17 protein-coding genes are annotated in these 17,010 nt (G+C 63.9%); 11 read left to right on the top strand and 6 right to left on the bottom strand.

Annotated features, from left to right (window positions below; genetic code table 11):
• Positions 1–357 precede the first annotated feature (357 nt).
• The 3 genes from D3877_RS03705 (at position 358) to D3877_RS03715 (ending at position 2,785) form a co-directional block, all read left to right on the top strand.
• A complete protein-coding gene (locus tag D3877_RS03705) occupies positions 358–1,473 on the top strand; it encodes an acetoin utilization protein AcuC (RefSeq protein WP_119830763.1) in 1,116 nt (371 codons plus the stop codon).
• Between the two features lie 359 nt (positions 1,474–1,832).
• Positions 1,833–2,234, top strand: coding sequence for a hypothetical protein (locus D3877_RS03710; RefSeq protein WP_238474716.1), 402 nt, complete (start codon positions 1,833–1,835; stop codon positions 2,232–2,234).
• Positions 2,231–2,785, top strand: a complete 555-nt coding sequence (locus tag D3877_RS03715) for a hypothetical protein (RefSeq protein ID WP_119829396.1) — start codon at positions 2,231–2,233, stop codon at positions 2,783–2,785. Before D3877_RS03710 ends, D3877_RS03715 begins: the two co-directional genes overlap by 4 nt.
• A gap of 85 nt (positions 2,786–2,870) precedes the next feature.
• On the opposite strand, the gene D3877_RS03720 is transcribed toward D3877_RS03715, so the two are convergent.
• A complete protein-coding gene (locus D3877_RS03720) occupies positions 2,871–4,331 on the bottom strand; it encodes a hypothetical protein (RefSeq protein WP_119829397.1) in 1,461 nt (486 codons plus the stop codon).
• Between the two features lie 285 nt (positions 4,332–4,616).
• Between D3877_RS03720 and D3877_RS03725 the strand changes: the two genes are divergently transcribed.
• The 3 genes from D3877_RS03725 to D3877_RS03735 all read left to right on the top strand — a co-directional run bounded on the left by D3877_RS03725 (position 4,617) and on the right by D3877_RS03735 (position 6,649).
• On the top strand, positions 4,617–5,300 hold the full coding sequence (locus D3877_RS03725) for a hypothetical protein (RefSeq protein WP_238474717.1): 684 nt from the start codon (positions 4,617–4,619) through the stop codon (positions 5,298–5,300).
• A 212-nt stretch (positions 5,301–5,512) separates the two neighbouring features.
• A complete protein-coding gene (locus D3877_RS03730; protein WP_238474718.1) occupies positions 5,513–5,890 on the top strand; it encodes a response regulator in 378 nt (125 codons plus the stop codon).
• 279 nt (positions 5,891–6,169) lie between these two features.
• On the top strand, positions 6,170–6,649 hold the full coding sequence (locus D3877_RS03735; RefSeq protein ID WP_119829399.1) for a single-stranded DNA-binding protein: 480 nt from the start codon (positions 6,170–6,172) through the stop codon (positions 6,647–6,649).
• Positions 6,650–6,936: 287 nt separating this feature from the next.
• On the opposite strand, the gene D3877_RS03740 is transcribed toward D3877_RS03735, so the two are convergent.
• The 5 genes from D3877_RS03740 to D3877_RS03760 form a co-directional block, all read right to left on the bottom strand.
• Positions 6,937–7,821, bottom strand: a complete 885-nt coding sequence (locus tag D3877_RS03740) for a helix-turn-helix transcriptional regulator (protein ID WP_119829400.1) — start codon at positions 7,819–7,821, stop codon at positions 6,937–6,939.
• A gap of 18 nt (positions 7,822–7,839) precedes the next feature.
• Complete coding sequence (locus D3877_RS03745; RefSeq protein ID WP_119829401.1) at positions 7,840–8,409, bottom strand: YbhB/YbcL family Raf kinase inhibitor-like protein; 570 nt, start codon at positions 8,407–8,409, stop codon at positions 7,840–7,842.
• Positions 8,410–8,502: 93 nt separating this feature from the next.
• On the bottom strand, positions 8,503–9,507 hold the full coding sequence (hemB, locus tag D3877_RS03750; RefSeq protein ID WP_119829402.1) for a porphobilinogen synthase: 1,005 nt from the start codon (positions 9,505–9,507) through the stop codon (positions 8,503–8,505).
• 74 nt (positions 9,508–9,581) lie between these two features.
• Positions 9,582–10,418, bottom strand: coding sequence for a metallophosphoesterase family protein (locus tag D3877_RS03755; RefSeq protein ID WP_119830765.1), 837 nt, complete (start codon positions 10,416–10,418; stop codon positions 9,582–9,584).
• 19 nt (positions 10,419–10,437) lie between these two features.
• Positions 10,438–11,331 carry a diacylglycerol kinase family protein gene (locus D3877_RS03760; RefSeq protein WP_119829403.1) on the bottom strand — a complete coding sequence of 298 codons (894 nt, stop codon included), beginning with the start codon at positions 11,329–11,331 and terminating at the stop codon, positions 10,438–10,440.
• Between the two features lie 262 nt (positions 11,332–11,593).
• On the opposite strand from D3877_RS03760, the gene D3877_RS03765 reads away from it, so the two are divergent.
• From D3877_RS03765 to D3877_RS03785, 5 genes are all read left to right on the top strand, one after another.
• Positions 11,594–12,655 carry an enoyl-CoA hydratase/isomerase family protein gene (locus tag D3877_RS03765; protein ID WP_119829404.1) on the top strand — a complete coding sequence of 354 codons (1,062 nt, stop codon included), beginning with the start codon at positions 11,594–11,596 and terminating at the stop codon, positions 12,653–12,655.
• A 222-nt stretch (positions 12,656–12,877) separates the two neighbouring features.
• Entirely contained in the window at positions 12,878–13,351 is a 474-nt protein-coding gene (locus tag D3877_RS03770; protein WP_119829405.1) for a MarR family winged helix-turn-helix transcriptional regulator, read from the top strand.
• Positions 13,352–13,752: 401 nt separating this feature from the next.
• Complete coding sequence (locus tag D3877_RS03775) at positions 13,753–14,982, top strand: ABC transporter substrate-binding protein (protein ID WP_119829406.1); 1,230 nt, start codon at positions 13,753–13,755, stop codon at positions 14,980–14,982.
• A 95-nt stretch (positions 14,983–15,077) separates the two neighbouring features.
• Positions 15,078–15,965 (top strand): branched-chain amino acid ABC transporter permease, encoded by an 888-nt coding sequence (locus D3877_RS03780; RefSeq protein WP_119830766.1) that lies wholly within the window; start codon positions 15,078–15,080, stop codon positions 15,963–15,965.
• Positions 15,966–16,027: 62 nt separating this feature from the next.
• On the top strand, positions 16,028–16,951 hold the full coding sequence (locus tag D3877_RS03785; protein ID WP_238474842.1) for a branched-chain amino acid ABC transporter permease: 924 nt from the start codon (positions 16,028–16,030) through the stop codon (positions 16,949–16,951).
• The last annotated feature ends 59 nt before the right edge of the window (positions 16,952–17,010 follow it).

The following is a 17,010-nucleotide window of genomic DNA, read 5'->3' on the forward strand; positions in this document are numbered from 1 at the left end:
GTGGCGGCGTCGGTGAAACAAGTGAACAGCGCGCGCGACTATGGTTCACAGCGTTTCAAACGTTCCATTCGTCCAGCCCACCCCCCTGTCCAGCGCCCGGTTTGTGAACCATTCCCCCATGGGGTGGGCGCGCCGCGTCGGCCGGTGGCGGCGTCGGTGAAACATGTGAACAGGGCGCGCGACTATGGTTCACAGCGTTTCAAACGTTCCATTCGTCCAGCCCAACCCCCTGTCCAGCGCCCCGCTTGTGAAACATTCCCCGATGGGGCGGCGCTGCGGCCCGGCTTTCCGGCGGTCGCGGCCCTTGACCAACCCTGGCTCGCGCGCCACGTCATCGCGACACGCAAGGATGACGCCATGCCCGCTTCCCGACCCCCTCTGTTCATCGGCGGCGAGATTTACCGGGGGTCCACCTATGGGGCCAAGCACCCGCTGGCGATCCCGCGCATTTCCACGGTGATCGACCTCAGCCGGGCGATGGGCTGGTTGCCGGACGCCGTGTACCGCGACACCCACGTCGCCAGCGAAGCGGAGATTCTCCGCTTTCACAGCGCCGATTACGTCGCCGCCCTGCGACGGGCCGAGGCGGAGCAGCGGGTCGATGCGGAAACCGGCGCCCGCTACAATCTCGGCAAAATGGAAAACCCGATTTTCGCCGAGATGTACCGGCGCCCGGCGACCAGCGTCGGTTCGACCCTCCAGGCGGCTAGGCTTCTGTTGGCGGGGGAGGCGGATGTGGTCTACGCCCCGGCGGGCGGCACCCACCACGCGCGGGCCGGACGGGCCAGCGGCTTTTGTTATTTCAACGCGCCGGTTCTCGGCATTCTTGACCTGCTCGACCAGGGGGTGGAGCGGGTGCTCTACGTCGATCTCGACGCCCACCACGGCGACGGGGTGGAGGAGGCCTTCGCCGACGACGACCGGGTGTTGACCATTTCGGTGCATGAGGATGGCCGCTGGCCCTACACCGGCAAGGCCGAAGATCGGGCGGGCGGCATGGCCCGCAATCTGCCGATGCCGCCGGGCTTCAACGACAGCGAAATGGCCTACGCGATGCGCGAGGCGATTTTGCCCTTGGGCCGCGCCTTCGCGCCCCAGATTTTGATGATCCAGACCGGGGCCGACGCGCTGGCGGAGGATCCGCTCAGCCGGTTGGAGCTGTCCAACCGCGCTTTGTGGGACGCGGTGGCCGATCTGCTGCCGCTGGCCCCGAAAACTCTGGTGGTCGGCGGCGGCGGTTACAATCCTTGGTCGGTTGGGCGCTGCTGGGCTGGGATCTGGGCGGTGTTGAACGGCGTCAACCCGATGACGCCGCTCACCCCCGAGGCGGAAGCGATCCTGCGCGGTCTGACTTGGCAGCGCGCCGCCGGGCGGAATCCGCCAGAGCGTTGGTTCACCACGCTTGCCGACGACCGTCGTCCAGGGCCGGTGCGCGAGGAGGTTCGTCGTGTGGTGGGTATGGTTGTTTTGTAACCATTCATCGCGCTGGATCGGAAATTTGATGCGTCCATTGACGTTGCATTGACGAATCCCGATTGTTCAGCGACTCTGGATCTCTTCCCGTCTCTCGCCGTGGCTCAAGAGCAGTCAGGCTCGGACAAAGGAAGCGACGAGAGGGGATGCCGCAATCGCATGTCGAACACGACTCTGTTTCTAATCGCTATTGTCGTGATTATGCTGCTGGCTGCGATTCCGATAGCCATGATGATGAAGAGAATTTTTATGCGAACGTCCATGGAAAAAATTCCGGATGGATCAGCTGAGAACAAAATTTACGTTCTGAGCTGATATCCCAAGAAGTTGCACAACCGGGTCAAGCACTGAGCAACGTCGTGAACATCCCAGGCGACGGCAAGCAGATCGGCTTGGAACCGACATCCGCAAAGGCGGAAAAACAGATCAAGGAACTGGCCGACCTGCCGCCCTTGTTCGTCCATGAGGTGGGAGACCCGCAATCCGGTTTGATGAAGTTCGTCGCCACGCTGACCCAGGCCAAGGCGTCGGCTGAGGCCCGCGCGTCGGGTGAAAAAGTTCAGGTGAACCCGATTTGGCGTTGCGCCAACGTCGCCGAAGTCTGGGCCCCCAGCTTTGACGAGGCCAAACAGATGGTGGAGGTCGCCTTTCCCTTCAAACTTGGTTTTGAAAAGGCGTTTCTGCGGGGCGGTGGCGGCGGCGGAAAGTCGAACGTGCCGAAAAGGCCCGCGAACCCGGCCAGGGCGGACGCCTCATCATGATGCTGAACTTCATCATCATTCTGGCGATCATCGCCATCGGCGCATGGCTCAGCAACATTCTGCTGGTCGTTGAAGCGCGGGTTTCACAAACCCGAGGCCGGGTGCGCAGCGCGCGGGGAACCGTTGACAAGCTCGATCACACCATCAAGCGACTGCACCGTGATGAGGAAAAACTTCACGAGGAAATCGAAACCTTGATGCGTGAAACGCTGGAACTGCGCAAGGATCAGACGGAGGTCCAGAATCGCTTGGCCGCCGCGCAATCCAGGCGCCGCCCGCAAATCCTGATCCTCACCGACCGTCGCAATCCCAACGACAAGGAATGGCTGGTGACGGTCGTCAATCCGCAAATTGGCGAAATCGACGCCGGGCACCCTCTGGCGGTCGAATGGGCGCGCGGGCGGGAGTATCTGGTTTGGGCGGAATCGGAACGTGACGCGTCAGAGCGCGCCAACCGGCGCTTCAGCGCCCGACCGGGTTATCAGGTGAAGTCGGTGGCGGCGGTAAAAACGGATTTGTATTCGTCGACACCCGCCAAAACGGCGGCTTGATCCCCGCGTTTCATCCGCCCGAACCGTCGCGGTGTTTCTCCGATTCGAAGGAACCAAAGAAACACCGCGCTGGCGGATGCCTGAATCAGCGGCCGGTCTTGGCGGCGACGCCGCCCGTCTGACGCAACGCGTCATGCAGGTAGGGCGACAGTGATTGCCGCATGGTGCGCAGCCACTCGTGAATGACAATCAGCGAGCGGGACGCGACCGGCGGGGTCATGCCCAGCTTGACCAGATCCTCGCGAGTCATGGTGGCGACTTGATCCAACCGATGGCCGGTCAGACGCGCCCAAGCCGGGGCCGAGCAGGGATTCATCGAAATGACGTGAAGCCCCTCGCGCTCGACCATTTCGGCCTTGCGGCGGGCGTATTGGCTGTCTTCCAACTGGCTGAACGGGCCGGAGAACCCGTTCTCGACCAGAACGCGCTTCGCCTTCGGGGCAATGGTGGCCACCCGTTCCAGGGTCGCCATGCCGGTGGACAAGGACGCCAGATCGACCGTGACCGGAACCATGAAGGTCAGCCGTTCGCCATCGCCGACGTAATAGTCAAAACCCGACACCTCGGCCCAATTGAAGAACCACTGCGAGATGTTGCCGCCAAAATCATAGAGACGGCCACCGCGCTGCAATTCCGGACCGATCAAGTCCCAGAATTCATAAAAGCCGTCGCCCGACCCCATCATGTTCATGAAGTCTTGCGAGATTCGGCGGTGTTCGACCATTTCCGGGCCGAACAGACGCGCCAGACGTTCGTTCACCTCGTACTCGACGACCTTCAATTGGAGGCCTTCCAGCATGGCGGTCGCCATCAGGTGATGGGACAGCAGCGTCTTGCCAACGCCGCCACGGTCATTGAGGACGAAGATCGTGCCCAGCATGCGATCGCCTTTCCAAAAAACGTTTGTTGTTTCGTCGTGAGACATGAGTGTGCGTGCGCCTTGCGATTCCACCGGAGGAGCGGCGGGCAGGGTGGGCGTTTCGGTGTGCGGGGCCACAAGCGTCGGATCGTTGGCGTCCGGTTCCGGTTGTGGCGGGAGGGATGCCGGGAGGGCGTCCAATTCCGGGGATGACGGGGCAATGGTCGGCGAATCGTCGGACTCGCCCTGAAATGAAACCTCTTGCGGCGCGTCTTCGCCGGGGGGGGCGACGGCCTCCTCAAGCGGCATGTCATCCGCCGTGGCGTCGGTCTCGCCTGATTCGATCTCCACGGGTGGAGAGGGCCGACCAGCCTCCAACGCCGCCCGATGGACCGCCGCCAGCGTTTCCGCCGGCGTCGCGCTTTCGCCCTCGCCAAGACTGTCGCCACGCCCTTCGTTGCCGACCAGGAAGAAGGCAGACCGCAAGGTCACAGCCGAAATTGGTTGGTTGGCGCGGGCCGTAACCCCCAATTGGGCGAGCAGGTCGGAAATTTCCGACCAGGACAAACCGCGTTCGCGCATCAGCCCGATGTCGGTGTAGCTTTCCCGAACCGCCTGCATGGCGCTGCGGCTGCCGGCGGGGCGATCGGCAAGGAGCCGTTCAAGTTCCGTGCGATCAATCGACACCGTTCGGGTATTCCGGCAATGATGACGTGTTGGCGGGATGCCGCTAAAGCGATGGGCCAGAAGGAATCCGTTCCCCCGGCGGCCAAAAAATAGTACAAGCGGCCACAGCGCGCAAACGGTTTCCAACCGGGGCGAACGGCGTTAAACAGATGGTGGCGGGGGACGCCGCCGGTGATTTGCGCGGTTCGTCGGTCTTCAGCGAAACGCGGTCGGTGAAAACTCCAGGGTTTGGCAAGGATGTCCCACGATTTTGGGTCAATCGGTTCACAGAACCGGCGCTCCGGATTGAAATCCGGCGCGGCGTCTGGGGGTGGTTCCGGTCCCGGCATCGGCTTTCACGAGTTGCGTCAGGCTCTTGAAATTTCAACCCTGCGCGAAGATTTGGAACGGCTGTCGCACGGCGCCGACGCGCTGCGCGGGCATGTCGAAGACACGGTGGAGCAGGTGCGCGACCGTTTCGCCGCGTTGAGCGCCGAGGAAATGGCCGACGCGGCGGCGATGGCCCCATTGCTGCAATTCGCCGTCGCGGCCTTGCTGGATGTGCGGGAGCAGGTCCGCCGTTTGGACACGCGAACCGGGGCGGTTGGCGACGAGGACCGCCCATCCTGGCAAGGGGTGATCGACGCGCCGCGCGCGCGGCCGTCACACCACGCCGCTGCGGTTGTCTCATCATCGCCTGAGGTCGAGGACGCGCCGCCGCCGCCACGCCCCGATCCAGCGCCATCGCCCGTCATGATGACGCCCCCGGCGCCGTCCGCTCCGCCCCCTAGGCCTCGCGACGTTCCCACCTCGGATCCGACCCTGCGCGGCGAGACGCGGCAGGCGGCCCCGCCATCGATGTCGGCGTCCTGGTTGACCTCTGAAAGCCCGCTCCCGCCACCCCCGTCGCGGGCCGCCGCCACTCGCGGTGGCAGCGTCGTCGCGCCTTCGCCGGGCGGCATTGATTGGCTTGGACGGGCTGGACGCTGATCGGCCCTTTGTGACTGTTGCCAAAGAGACCCGCCTTGATGTGAAACGATGCGGCGTTGACTCTGAAGGCTTGCCGTTGTTCCAAACACCCGGTACGACTCGATTGTTGGTAAACGAAAATTTACCAAAATTTAAAGTGGGCGTTCGGGGAGTCGGTCATCATGCTGAAGACGGACGCGCAAACAGGACCATGCCGATCCTTGCGACCCTCCTTGTCCGGTCGATCTCTGTCAGTTCTTTTGGTTGAGGATGAGGAGGCGTCGGCGGCGGCGGTTTGCGCGGCGGTGGACAAGCTTGGCCACCGGCTTTGCGGCACGGCCAGCAGCGAGGCGGAGGCGATGGCCATGGTTCGACAGGAGCGGCCAGACGTCGCCCTGATGGATGTTCGGCTGGCCGGTGGAGATGGCATCGCGGTTGCCAGGCGACTGCACAATGATTGTGGAATCCGCTCGATCTTCCTGTCCGGCTACGCCGATCACGGCGTGATGGGGCGCATCACGGAAAGCTATCCGTTGGGAGTGGTGCACAAGCCCTTTTCGGCGGCCCAACTGAAAATCGTTTTGGATTTGGCCGCCCGTCGGCTGCGCTGACGGACGGGTGTTGAGGCGCGCGCGGCGGCTCTGGAATCGGTTTCCAAAAACCGTATCCCTCTGCTACACATGTTCGCGAAGTGTTCCGGCGCGCCGCAGCGATGACGGGTTGACCACAGTCACGCCCGTGTGCTTCGTTGCGGCGGAAATTAGGTCGTGGCCGCGCGTTGGGCGCGTCGGCTTGGCTGATCTGGAATTCCGGCATCCCAACGCCCGTTGGCGAGGATTTTCCGCCCCGAAGGGGATGTTGGGGCACGCGCGCTGAAGGAGTATCGAGCGATGAATGTGTGGACGTTTACGGGACGCTTGGGCGCCGACGGCGAGTTGCGCACGACCCAGAGCGGTGAAAAGGTTTTGGGGTTCCGCGTCGCCAACGACGTCGGCTTTGGCGAGCGCAAGACGACGCAATGGGTCGATTGCTCCATCTGGGGCCGCCGCGCCGAATCGCTCGCCCCGCATCTGACCAAGGGCAAGCAGGTCGTCATTTCCGGCGAAGTGACCTTGCGCGAATTCGACAAGCGCGACGGCACCCGTGGCGCTGGCTTGTCGGTGCGCGTGGCCGAAATCGACTTCACCGGCGGCGCCCGTGAAGAGGGCGGCGGCGGAAGCTACGGCGGCGGTGGCGGCGGTTATGAGCCGCGTGGCGAAGCCCGCAGCGGCGGCTATGGCGCCGGTGGTTCGGCTGGCGGTGGCGCGCGCAGCGGCGGCTCCGCTCCTCCGCCCCGCCACGATGATCTGGACGACGAGATCCCGTTCTGAGTCACGGACCGGACATTTTGTCCAAAGCGGACGCTTGCCGCACGGTGGTGGCGAAGGCGGGAAACTGCCGAAGCTCCACTGTGCATCAGGTCAGGTGGACGGCGATCTCGGTGGCCTGCGCCGCTTCGCCCCATGTTTCCCAATCCACCATTCCCCCCGACCGCACAGCTTCTACCTCCTGTGTCGGCCATCAGGCGCACAGAGGCCGCTGGTCGTGCGGGGCTTGGTGAGTCAACGGCATCGTCCCGGCCCGGCTTGTCGATCCGGCCCGGCTTGTCGATGTTGTCTCATCCAGAGTTTTTTCTGAACCTTCCATCCGTGCGCAACTCCGATGGATTGCTGCCCGTCGCGTCCTTGATCCGTCGGGCGAAGTGGGAGCGTGAGGCGTAGCCGCAGGCATCCGCCGTCTCTTGCACGGAACGGCCTTCAACTTCCAGCAGCGTCTGGGCGTGGGCAACCCGCTCCCCGGTCATGATCCGGCGGACGGAGCTGTCCTCCTCGGCGAGACGACGACGGAGCGTCGCGCTGCTCAGGTTCAGGGCGCGGGCGACGCTGTCGGCGGTCCAAGGCTGGTCGGGTTGGGTGCGGACCAGCGCCCGCACCGCGTCGGCGATTCCGGTGGGGGCCACCGGGCCAAGCCACCAGACGCCAGTTTCCAGCAGGGCGAGCAACACCTCCATGCAGCGATGCTCGGCGATCTGCGGGCTGACCGGGGAGCCGCTGGACAAGCCGTCCGCCGCGTGCAAAACGGCGTCGGTCAGGCTGGGGGTCAGCGTTACCCGATAATCGCGCGCTCGCCGACCATCGCCAAGCGCGGCGTTGGCGTGGGCGCGCAGCAGGCGGCGCACCATGTCGGCGGGAAACATCAGGATGAGGGAACGGTAGAGGCCGCTGTCCGGATCCGGCTCGTTCACCACCGCGCCGCGCCAGCCGGCGGGCAACAGCAGCGCGTCGCCCTTGCGATAGTGATGGCTGCCGTCAGGGTCGCTGATCTCCTTCCGCCCGTCGAGCAGGATGATGAGGCCGGTGGCGCCGACCTCAAGATCCGCGATCCGCTCCCGGTCACGGGCGATGAAGGCGCCCAGAATCGGGACGGTTGGCAGGCCGTCGCCGCCCGGACGGTTGTCGCGGGCGGCGAAGCGGGACAGCTTGGCGATGGGATCGTCGATCATGACCGCCAGTTTAGCCGGTCAGCGCCCGTAACGCGCGGTCAAGGTGGCTTTGCCCAAGCTGTTTGCGGTCAAAAAATAGCCGACCATCGCGCCGGACGAGTCCGACGTCACGACGGGCAATTGATCCACCTTCAGGGCGTGAACGGTGACGATGTAGCGGTGCGGCTTGTCGCCGACCGGCGGGCAGGGGCCGAAATAGCCAACCGCGCCAACATCGGTGCGGCTCTGGACCGCCCCAGCCGGGAGTTTGGACCCGGAGGCGACGCCCGCGCCGGTCGGCAGGCTGGTTGTGTTGGCGGGCAGGTTGAAGACCAGCCAATGCCACCAGCCGCTGCCGGTCGGCGCGTCGGGGTCATACATCGTGACGGCAAGGCTGCGGGTTCCGGCGGGCGGATCGCTCCAACTCAAGGCCGGGGACAGGTTGCCGCCGGAGCAGCCAAAACCGTTGGCGACCTGCGGGGCGACGATCGGCGCCTCCGCCGACAGATCGGCGCTGCGCAGCTCGAAGGCGGTGGCGGACCGGGTGGCGGCGGGCAGGACGGCGAGGCTCAACAGGCCTGCGGTCAACAGGGTGGACAGGGCGCGCATCGGCGGGGTCTCCATCGTTGGGGGGTGGCCCGACGATAGACGGACCGCGCCGACGCTGCGGTCCCGATCCGCTCAAACGCGCGCCCGTTTTGCTCAGCGTTGGCGCAGCAGCTTGGCCGCGTCCACTGCGCCATAGGTTAGGATCGCGTCGCAACCGGCCCGCTTGAAGCCGGTCAGCGTTTCGATCAACGCCTTGTCGTAGTCCAGCCAGCCGTTGATCGCCGCCGCGCGCAGCATCGCGTATTCACCGGAGACGTGATAGGCGAAGGTCGGCATGGCGAAGGCGTCCTTCACCCGGCGGATGACGTCCAGATAGGGCAGGCCGGGCTTGACCATCACCATGTCCGCCCCCTCCTGAATGTCGTGGGCGACCTCGCGCAGCGCCTCGTCGGTGTTGGCGGGGTTCATCTGGTAGGTCTTCTTGTCGCCCTTCAGGAAGCCGCCGGAATTCACCGCGTCGCGGAACGGCCCGTAAAAGGCCGAGGCGTATTTCGCGGCGTAGGAGCAGACGCGCACCAACTCATGCCCGTTGGCGTCCAGACGGTCGCGGATGGTCCCAATGCGCCCGTCCATCATGTCCGACGGCGCGACGATGTCGGCCCCGGCGTCGGCCTGGGACAGGGCTTGTCGGGCGAGAATCTCCACCGTTTCATCGTTCTGGATGTAACCGTCGCGCAAAATGCCGTCATGGCCGTGGCTGGTGTAGGGGTCGAGCGCAACGTCGCACAGCACGCCGACGTCAGGGGCCGCCGCCTTCAGCGCGCGGATGGCGCGGTTCATCAGATTGTCGGGGCGGTAGGATTCCGCCGCGTCTTCCGACTTCGCCTCCGATCCCACCACCGGGAACAGGGCGACGCAGGGAACGCCGAGCGCTCCGGCCTCCACCACCGCCTCGCACAGCAGATCGATGGTCATGCGCTCCACACCGGGCATCGACAGGACCGGGTCGCGCCGGTTCTCCCCCTCGATCACGAAGACCGGCCAAATCAGGTCATCGACCGTCAGCGTGTGTTCTGCGACCAGACGCCGGGTCCAGGCGTCGGCGCGGTTGCGCCGCAGACGGGTGCGCGGGAAGGAGGCGGGGACGGAGATCGGCATCGGACAACCACAACGCTCTTGGGAATCAGGTGCGCGATCCTACGCCCCCGCCTGTGCCGAACTCAACCACAGCGTCAGGTTGGCGGGGTTGCGTCGTCAGACCCAAGAAGGCTCCAGCGGTCGCCGTCCTTGCGCCAGTCCGACAGCGGCCCGTCGGTGAACCCGTGGCCGTCCCACGCGCGCACCTGAAAGGATACGCAAGGCGGGTCGATGGCGATGAGGTTGTAGCCGTTGGCTTCGCCGCGAAGTCGGGTCGATGTGGCGGTGGACGCTTGCGCCACCAGGATGGAACGGGCGGCCTGCGGGTGAGAGCGGGCGATGTCGCCGGAATAGGCCATGTGCAGATGCCCGGCAAGCAGCAGATCGACGCCGCAGCGCTCCAGAACGGGCAGGGCCAACCGACGCCGACCAACCAGACGGGTGTCGGGCGCGTCGGGCGGCGGCAGAAAGGGGTGGTGGGTGAACAGCACCTTGAACAGGTGGTTGGGCAGCGGATCGAACACGTCGCGGATCCGCGCGATCTGCGTCCGGTTCAGCCGCCCGGCGGAAAAATCCAGAATGACGGCGCGAGCGGTGTTGATTCCCAGAACCGCGATCTGGTCATCGACGTGAAAGGGGCTGAGATCGGCGGTGATGTAACGGCGGTACAGCCTGAAGGGATCGGTGAAACGCTTGAGCAGATTATACACGGGGATATCGTGATTGCCGGGCACCACCAGATGGGGAAAGGGCAGGCTTTGCAGGAACTCCCGCGCCGCCGCGAAATGGCTGGGTTTGGCCCGCTGCACCAAATCGCCGGAGACCACGATCAGGTCAGGGTTCTGAATGGTCAGATCGCGCAACAACCCATCCACCACCTGCGGGTTGATCCGTCCGAAATGCAGGTCGGAGATGTGGGCCAGACGTTTCAAATCAACCTCATGCAAAACATCAGCGTGGAGCCAGAACCCTCAGCGCCGATGGACGAATTTGGTAATGCAGGGGGGCGTTCAACCGCTTGACCTCGCCGTCATTGACCATGCTCAACGCGTGGCGGCGGCTGGTGACGGTCAAGCGGTTGACGGCGAAGCAATCCAACGCCTCGTCCTGTCGCCAACGCCCAAGGACCAGACGACTCATCAGGCGCAACATCGCCAGCGCGCCGCGTTCGCGCGCCACATAGACGCCCAACTGGCCGCTGTCCAACGCCGTCCGCCGCAGCAACAGGCCGAAGCCATCATCATACAGATTGTTGGACACCGCCAGCACCGGAGTCCGCACATGCCGCAAGCCTTCGCCCCAGTCGATTTGCACGTCCAGCATCGGCAGGCGGTAAAGCGTTTTGGCGAGCGCCATGGCGGCCCCCGGCCACTTCAGCAGACGATGCAGACGGCGATGCCGCTCCCGTTCCCGCACCACGGCGGGGTAGAAGCCGAGGACCGAACTGTTGAGGTAGGGATCGCCGTTCACCTCGGCCACGTCGATGGCGCGGATTTGACCGTCGGCCAACGCCTCCACCGCCGATTCAAGATCAAGCGGTGTGTTAAGATCGCGGGCTAACATATTGAGAGTTCCCAAAGGAAGGACGCCAACCGTCTTCTTGGTCGGCAGAGCCAACCGCAAGGCGGTGTGCACCGTGCCGTCGCCGCCTCCGATCACGACCATGTCGGCGTCCGACGCCAAAGCGCGGGCGATGGCGGCGGCGCAATCGGCGCCATCCACCGCCTTCGCGGCGACCTCCGCCCCGCGCCGCTCGAAAGCGTGGTGGATCAGGGTGAGGATGCTGTCCACCGGCTGGTCCACCAGCGATCCCGCCGAGCGGTTGAGAATGACGGCAACCTTCATGGCGTGACTTTCCTGATCTTGCCGCGCGTGGCCTCCCGCGCGCCCCGCCACAGATGAGGGCGCGGACGAAGTCCGCCAAGTCCCAATCGGTGGGAATGGCGGCGACGCTCGTCAAAACATCCGTTTGCGTATGGTTGATTTGACAGCGGCGCGTCGTCCCGTATCATCGCTGTGTTCGGTCCCCCGGAGGAAACGCCGGATGCGGGTCGGTTCCTCACGCCATCACCCGCCCTTCCATCGACAATTGAGAAAAATCAAACCGATGAGCGACAATGCTGAGATCCTGTTTGAACGCCGTGGCGCCATCGCCCTGGTCACGCTCAACCGCCCGAAGGCGCTGAACGCCCTGACGCTCGGCATGATTCGGCTGTTCGACCCGCAACTGCGCGCGTGGGACGCCGATCCCGAGGTGAAGGCGGTGGTCATCCAGGGCGCGGGCGAAAAGGCCTTCTGCGCCGGTGGCGACGTCGTCAGCCTGTATGAGGCGGGCAAGGCGGCGCGGGCCGGGAGCGGCGACGGTTCGGCCATCCGCGCCTTTTTCAGCGGGGAATACATCCTCAATCGCCTCATCAAGCGCCTGTCCAAACCCTATGTCGCGCTGATTGACGGCATTTCGATGGGCGGCGGCGTTGGCCTGTCGGAGCATGGGACCCACCGCGTCGTCACCGAACGCACGCTGTTCGCCATGCCGGAAACCGGCATTGGCCTGTACCCGGACGTCGGCGGCACCTATTTCCTGCCGCGCCTGCCGGGCCAGACCGGAACCTGGCTGGGGCTGACCGGGGAGCGGTTGAAGGCGGCGGACATGTTGGCGGTCGGCGCCGCCGACGCTTTTGTTCCCAGCGCCAAACTCGACGATTTGATCGCCGATCTGGCCGCCGGAACTCCGCCCGACGAGGCCATCGCCAAGGTCAAGGACTCGGCGGGCGACGCCCCCAACGCCGTTCATCGCGCGGCTGTCGATCGTTGCTTCGCCTTCAACACGGTGGAGGAAATCGTCGCCAGCTTGACGGCGGAGGGAACCGAGTGGGCCGCCGGGCAATTGACGACGCTCAAGCGCGTGTCGCCGACCAGCCTGAAGGTGACGCTGGAGGCCATTCGCCGGGGCGCGTCGCTCGATTTCGACGGCTGCATGGTGCAGGAGCTGCGTTTGAGCATCGCCTTTCTGGACGGCGTCGATTTTTACGAAGGCATCCGCGCCGCGCTGGTGGACAAGGACCGGAATCCGAAATGGTCGCCCGCTGATCTGGCGGAGGTCGGCCCGGCGGATGTGGCCCGCCATTTCGCCGAACCAACGGGAGGCGATCTGGTCTTCCCGGCCTGAATCGGATGAGACAAAGCCGGGCGCTCCGAGAGGGAAACCGCAAGGAACGCCCGGTTTTCGCGCCGCAGGCGCACGCGTTTTGCCCGGCAAAGAGGCCGGGTAAAGGGCAATTTTTCCAGAATTATTAAGATGATTGGCGACGAATGATCGGTTAATCTGCCTTTAAGGTTCCGGTAACGTCCTTGCGCGGGGATCGTCCGGTTAGAGCCAAAGGAGACCGCGGTGCGCAAACCCTATTATGAAAGCATCCTGTTGATCGAGCGGCTTCACCGCCATTTCCTCGAGGTGCTCAAGACCGAACTGGATCGGCTGGGGATCCAGGACATCAACAACGTCCAGAGCCTGATTCTCTACAACATTGGCGAAGACGAGATGACGGTCGGCGAATTGACCGCGCGCGGCTATTACCTTGGCTCCAACGTTTCCTACAACGTCAAGAAAATGGTCGAAAACGGCTATCTTGGGCAGGAACGCTCGCCGCACGACCGCCGGTCGGTGCGTGTGCGCCTGTCGGAAAAGGGACTGGACCTGCGTGAAAAGATCAGCCAGATGTTCGAGCGTCAGTTGACCGCTCTGGAAAAGGCTGGTTTCAGTGACGAAGAGTTGAACAAAACCAACGAGACTCTGCGCAAGCTGGAGCGTTTCTGGTCGGCCTCCTTGGATTACAGCGGCTTTCCGATGACGTCGGCCGCCTGACTCGGATATCTGTGAATCGCCCGCCACACAGCTCGGACCGATTCCAGATAGCCTGACATGATGATGAAGACGCCTCTGCGCCCAACAGCGCGGGGGCGTTTTCGTTTGCGCGCGTTTTGTGGCGCAGGCGCGCCGCCATTGAACGCCATACACCTGCGGATGCAAAAGGCCGTTGGCGTCGCCGGTCTTCATGAATTTTGCTGTCTAGGCTGAAATTCCGCTTCGCTTACAAGGTGATGCGCCTGCATAGTGGTGCCTGAAAGGGTGGCGCGACACGGCCAACCCGTTTCTCTTGAAACGGATTTGCCGCGACGGACGACCGCCCGGTGTTTTCGATGATCGTTTTCGACGATTGACCAGGAACCACATCCAAGAATCGCTGAGGGGGAGGAAACACACCCATGAACGCACGTCTTCTGGCTGGCGCCGCGCTGACCGCCTTGACCATTGGAGCCGCCCTGACCGCCGGTTCGGCGTCGGCCCAAGGGCTTTCGGGCGATATGGTCAAGATCGGCGTGCTGAACGACCGCTCTGGCCTGTACGCCGATCTTGGCGGTGAAGGCTCGGCGGTCGCCGCCCGTATGGCGGCGGAGGAGTTCGGCAACAAGATCCTGGGCAAGCCGATCCAGATCGTCACCGCCGATCACCAGAACAAGCCGGACATCGGTTCCAACATCGCCCGTCAGTGGATCGACCAGGACGGCGTCGACGTGATCGTTGACGTTCCGAATTCCGGCGTCGCGCTGGCGGTTCAGGAAGTCACCCGCGACAAGAAAAAGATCTTCCTGATGGAAGGCCCGGCGACCTCGCGCCTGTCGGGCGACGCCTGCTCGCCGACCGGCTTCCATTGGGCCTATGACACCCACGCGCTGGCCGTCGGCACCGGGCGCGCCATGGTACAGGAGGGCGGCGACAGCTGGTATTTCCTGACCGCCGATTACGCCTTTGGCCATCAGTTGGAGGCCGACACCGCCGCCGAAGTCAAGAAGGCGGGCGGAAAACTGGTGGGCGCGGTGCGTCATCCGCTCAACACGTCGGATTTCTCGTCCTTCCTGCTTCAGGCGCAGTCGTCGGGCGCGAAGATCGTCGCCTTGGCCAACGCCGGCGGCGACACGATCACCTCGATCAAACAAGCCTCGGAATTCGGCCTGACCCAGAGCGGCAAGCAAAAGCTGGCCGGGTTGCTGCTGTTCATCTCCGACGTGCACGCGCTGGGGTTGTCGGTCGCACAGGATCTGGTGCTGACCACCGGATTCTATTGGGACATGGACGATGAGAAGCGCGCGTGGTCGAAAAAATTCTTCGACAAGTTCGGCAAGATGCCGACCATGGTGCAGGCGGGCAGCTATTCCGCTGTTCGCCACTATCTGAAGGCGATTGAAGCGGCGGGCGTCGACGATGGCCCGACGGTCGCCGCCAAGATGAAGGAGATGCCGGTCAACGACATGTTCGCCAAGAACGGCAAGATCCTGGCCAATGGGCGCATGGTCCACGACATGTATCTGGCCCGTGTCAAGAAGCCGTCCGAATCGAAGGGGCCGTGGGATTATTACCAGATCCTGCGCACCATCCCCGGCGCGGAGGCTTTCGCGACCGTCGAGGAAAGCGGCTGCAAGCTGGCCGCGAAGTAAGCCAACCGACGCTCATAAGTCTGTGACGAAACGCGCCCGCCCGTCGCCAAACCATCGGCGACGGGCGGAACACGCGGGGGAGATCGACGGTTATGATGGGGACCATCTTCGGCATTCCACCACAGGCGCTGTTCGGGCAGTTGCTGTTGGGGTTGATCAACGGTTCTTTTTACGCGCTGCTCAGCCTGGGGCTGGCGGTGATTTTCGGCATGTTGAACGTCATCAATTTTGCCCATGGCGCGCTCTATATGATGGGGGCGTTCGTGTCCTGGCTGCTGCTGACGCAGTTTGGCATCGGCTATTGGTGGGCTTTGCTGTTGGCCCCCATGATCGTCGGGCTGTTCGGCGTGGCGCTGGAAAAGACCTTGCTGTCGCGCCTTTACAAGCTGGACCATTTGTATGGGCTGCTGCTGACCTTCGGTTGCGCCCTGATGATCGAGGGCGCCTTCCGTCATCTCTATGGCGTGTCGGGGCAGCCCTATCCGATTCCCGAGGCGCTGCGCGGCGGGCAAAATCTGGGCTTCATGTTCCTGCCGAACTATCGCGGTTGGGTGGTGGTGGCGTCGTTGATCGTTTGCATCAGCACGTGGATCGCCATTGAGAAGACCAAGCTTGGCGCCTATCTTCGCGCCGCCACGGAAAACCCGGTGCTGGTCCAGGCCTTTGGCATCAACGTGCCGCGCATGGTGACGCTGACCTACGCCTTTGGCGTCGCGTTGGCCGGTCTGGCGGGCGTTCTGGCCGCGCCGATCTATCAGGTCAGCCCGCTGATGGGATCGAACCTCATCATCGTGGTGTTCGCCGTGGTCGTTATCGGCGGCATGGGGTCGATCCTGGGCGCGGTACTGACCGGCTATGGCCTGGGGCTGTTGGAGGGGTTGACCAAGGTCTTCTACCCCGAAGCGTCCAACATCGTGGTGTTTGTGATTATGGCCGTGGTGCTGATGATTAAGCCCGCTGGTCTGTTCGGACGGGAGAGGTAAAAGCCATGAGCCTTCCTTCGCACGGCGCCGCAACCGTCGCTGTCGGCGGCAGCGGCGTGCCGATGGGCCGGTTGATTGGGCTGGCCGCTTTGGCGGTTTTGCTCGTGGCCCCCTTCGCGCTCTACCCGGTTTTCCTGATGAAGGTGTTGTGCTTTGCGCTGTTCGCCTGCGCCTTCAATCTGCTGATCGGTTTCAGCGGTCTGCTCAGCTTTGGTCACGCCGCCTTCTTTGGCGGCGCGGCGTATGTCACCGCCCACACGGTGAAGGTCTGGGGGCTGTCGCCGGAGCTTGGCATTCTGCTGGGGACGGTGACGGCGGCGGGCATGGGCTTGGTGTTCGGCGGCATCGCCATCCGCCGCCAAGGCATTTACTTCGCCATGATTACGCTGGCTCTGTCGCAGATGGTGTTCTTTCTGGCGCTGCAACTGCCCTTCACCCATGGCGAGGACGGCATCCAAGCGGTGCCGCGCGGCACTCTGTTCGGTCTGTTTGACCTGAACCACCCCTTCACCATGTATTATTTCGTGCTGGCCGTGTTTCTGTTCGGCTTCGCCGTGATCTGGCGGACGGTTCACTCACCCTTTGGACAGGTTCTGAAGGCGATTCGTGAGAATGAGCCGCGAGCCATTTCGTTGGGCTATCGCACCGACCGATACAAGCTGTTGGCCTTTGTGCTGTCGGCGGCCCTGGCGGGCATGGCGGGCGGCACCAAGGCGATTGTCTTCCAACTCGCCACCCTGACCGATGTGCAGTGGCAGATGTCGGGCGAGGTGGTGTTGATGACTCTGCTGGGTGGCATGGGCACCCTGTCCGGTCCGGTGGTTGGCGCGGCGCTGGTGGTGGCCCTGGAAAATTATCTGGCGGCGACCAACCTGCCGGTTCCGGTGGTCATCGGCGCGATCTTCGTCGCCTGCGTGCTGCTGTTCCGGCGCGGCATCGCTGGGGAAATACTGGCTCGTTTCGGCAACGGTCGACCACAAGCCTGATGCGTTGGTGGACGACAAAGGGCGGCGTCGCGGCAACCAGCGACGCCGCCCTTTTTGTG

It is taken from the genome of Azospirillum cavernae, assembly GCF_003590795.1.
GTDB lineage: Bacteria > Pseudomonadota > Alphaproteobacteria > Azospirillales > Azospirillaceae > Azospirillum > Azospirillum cavernae.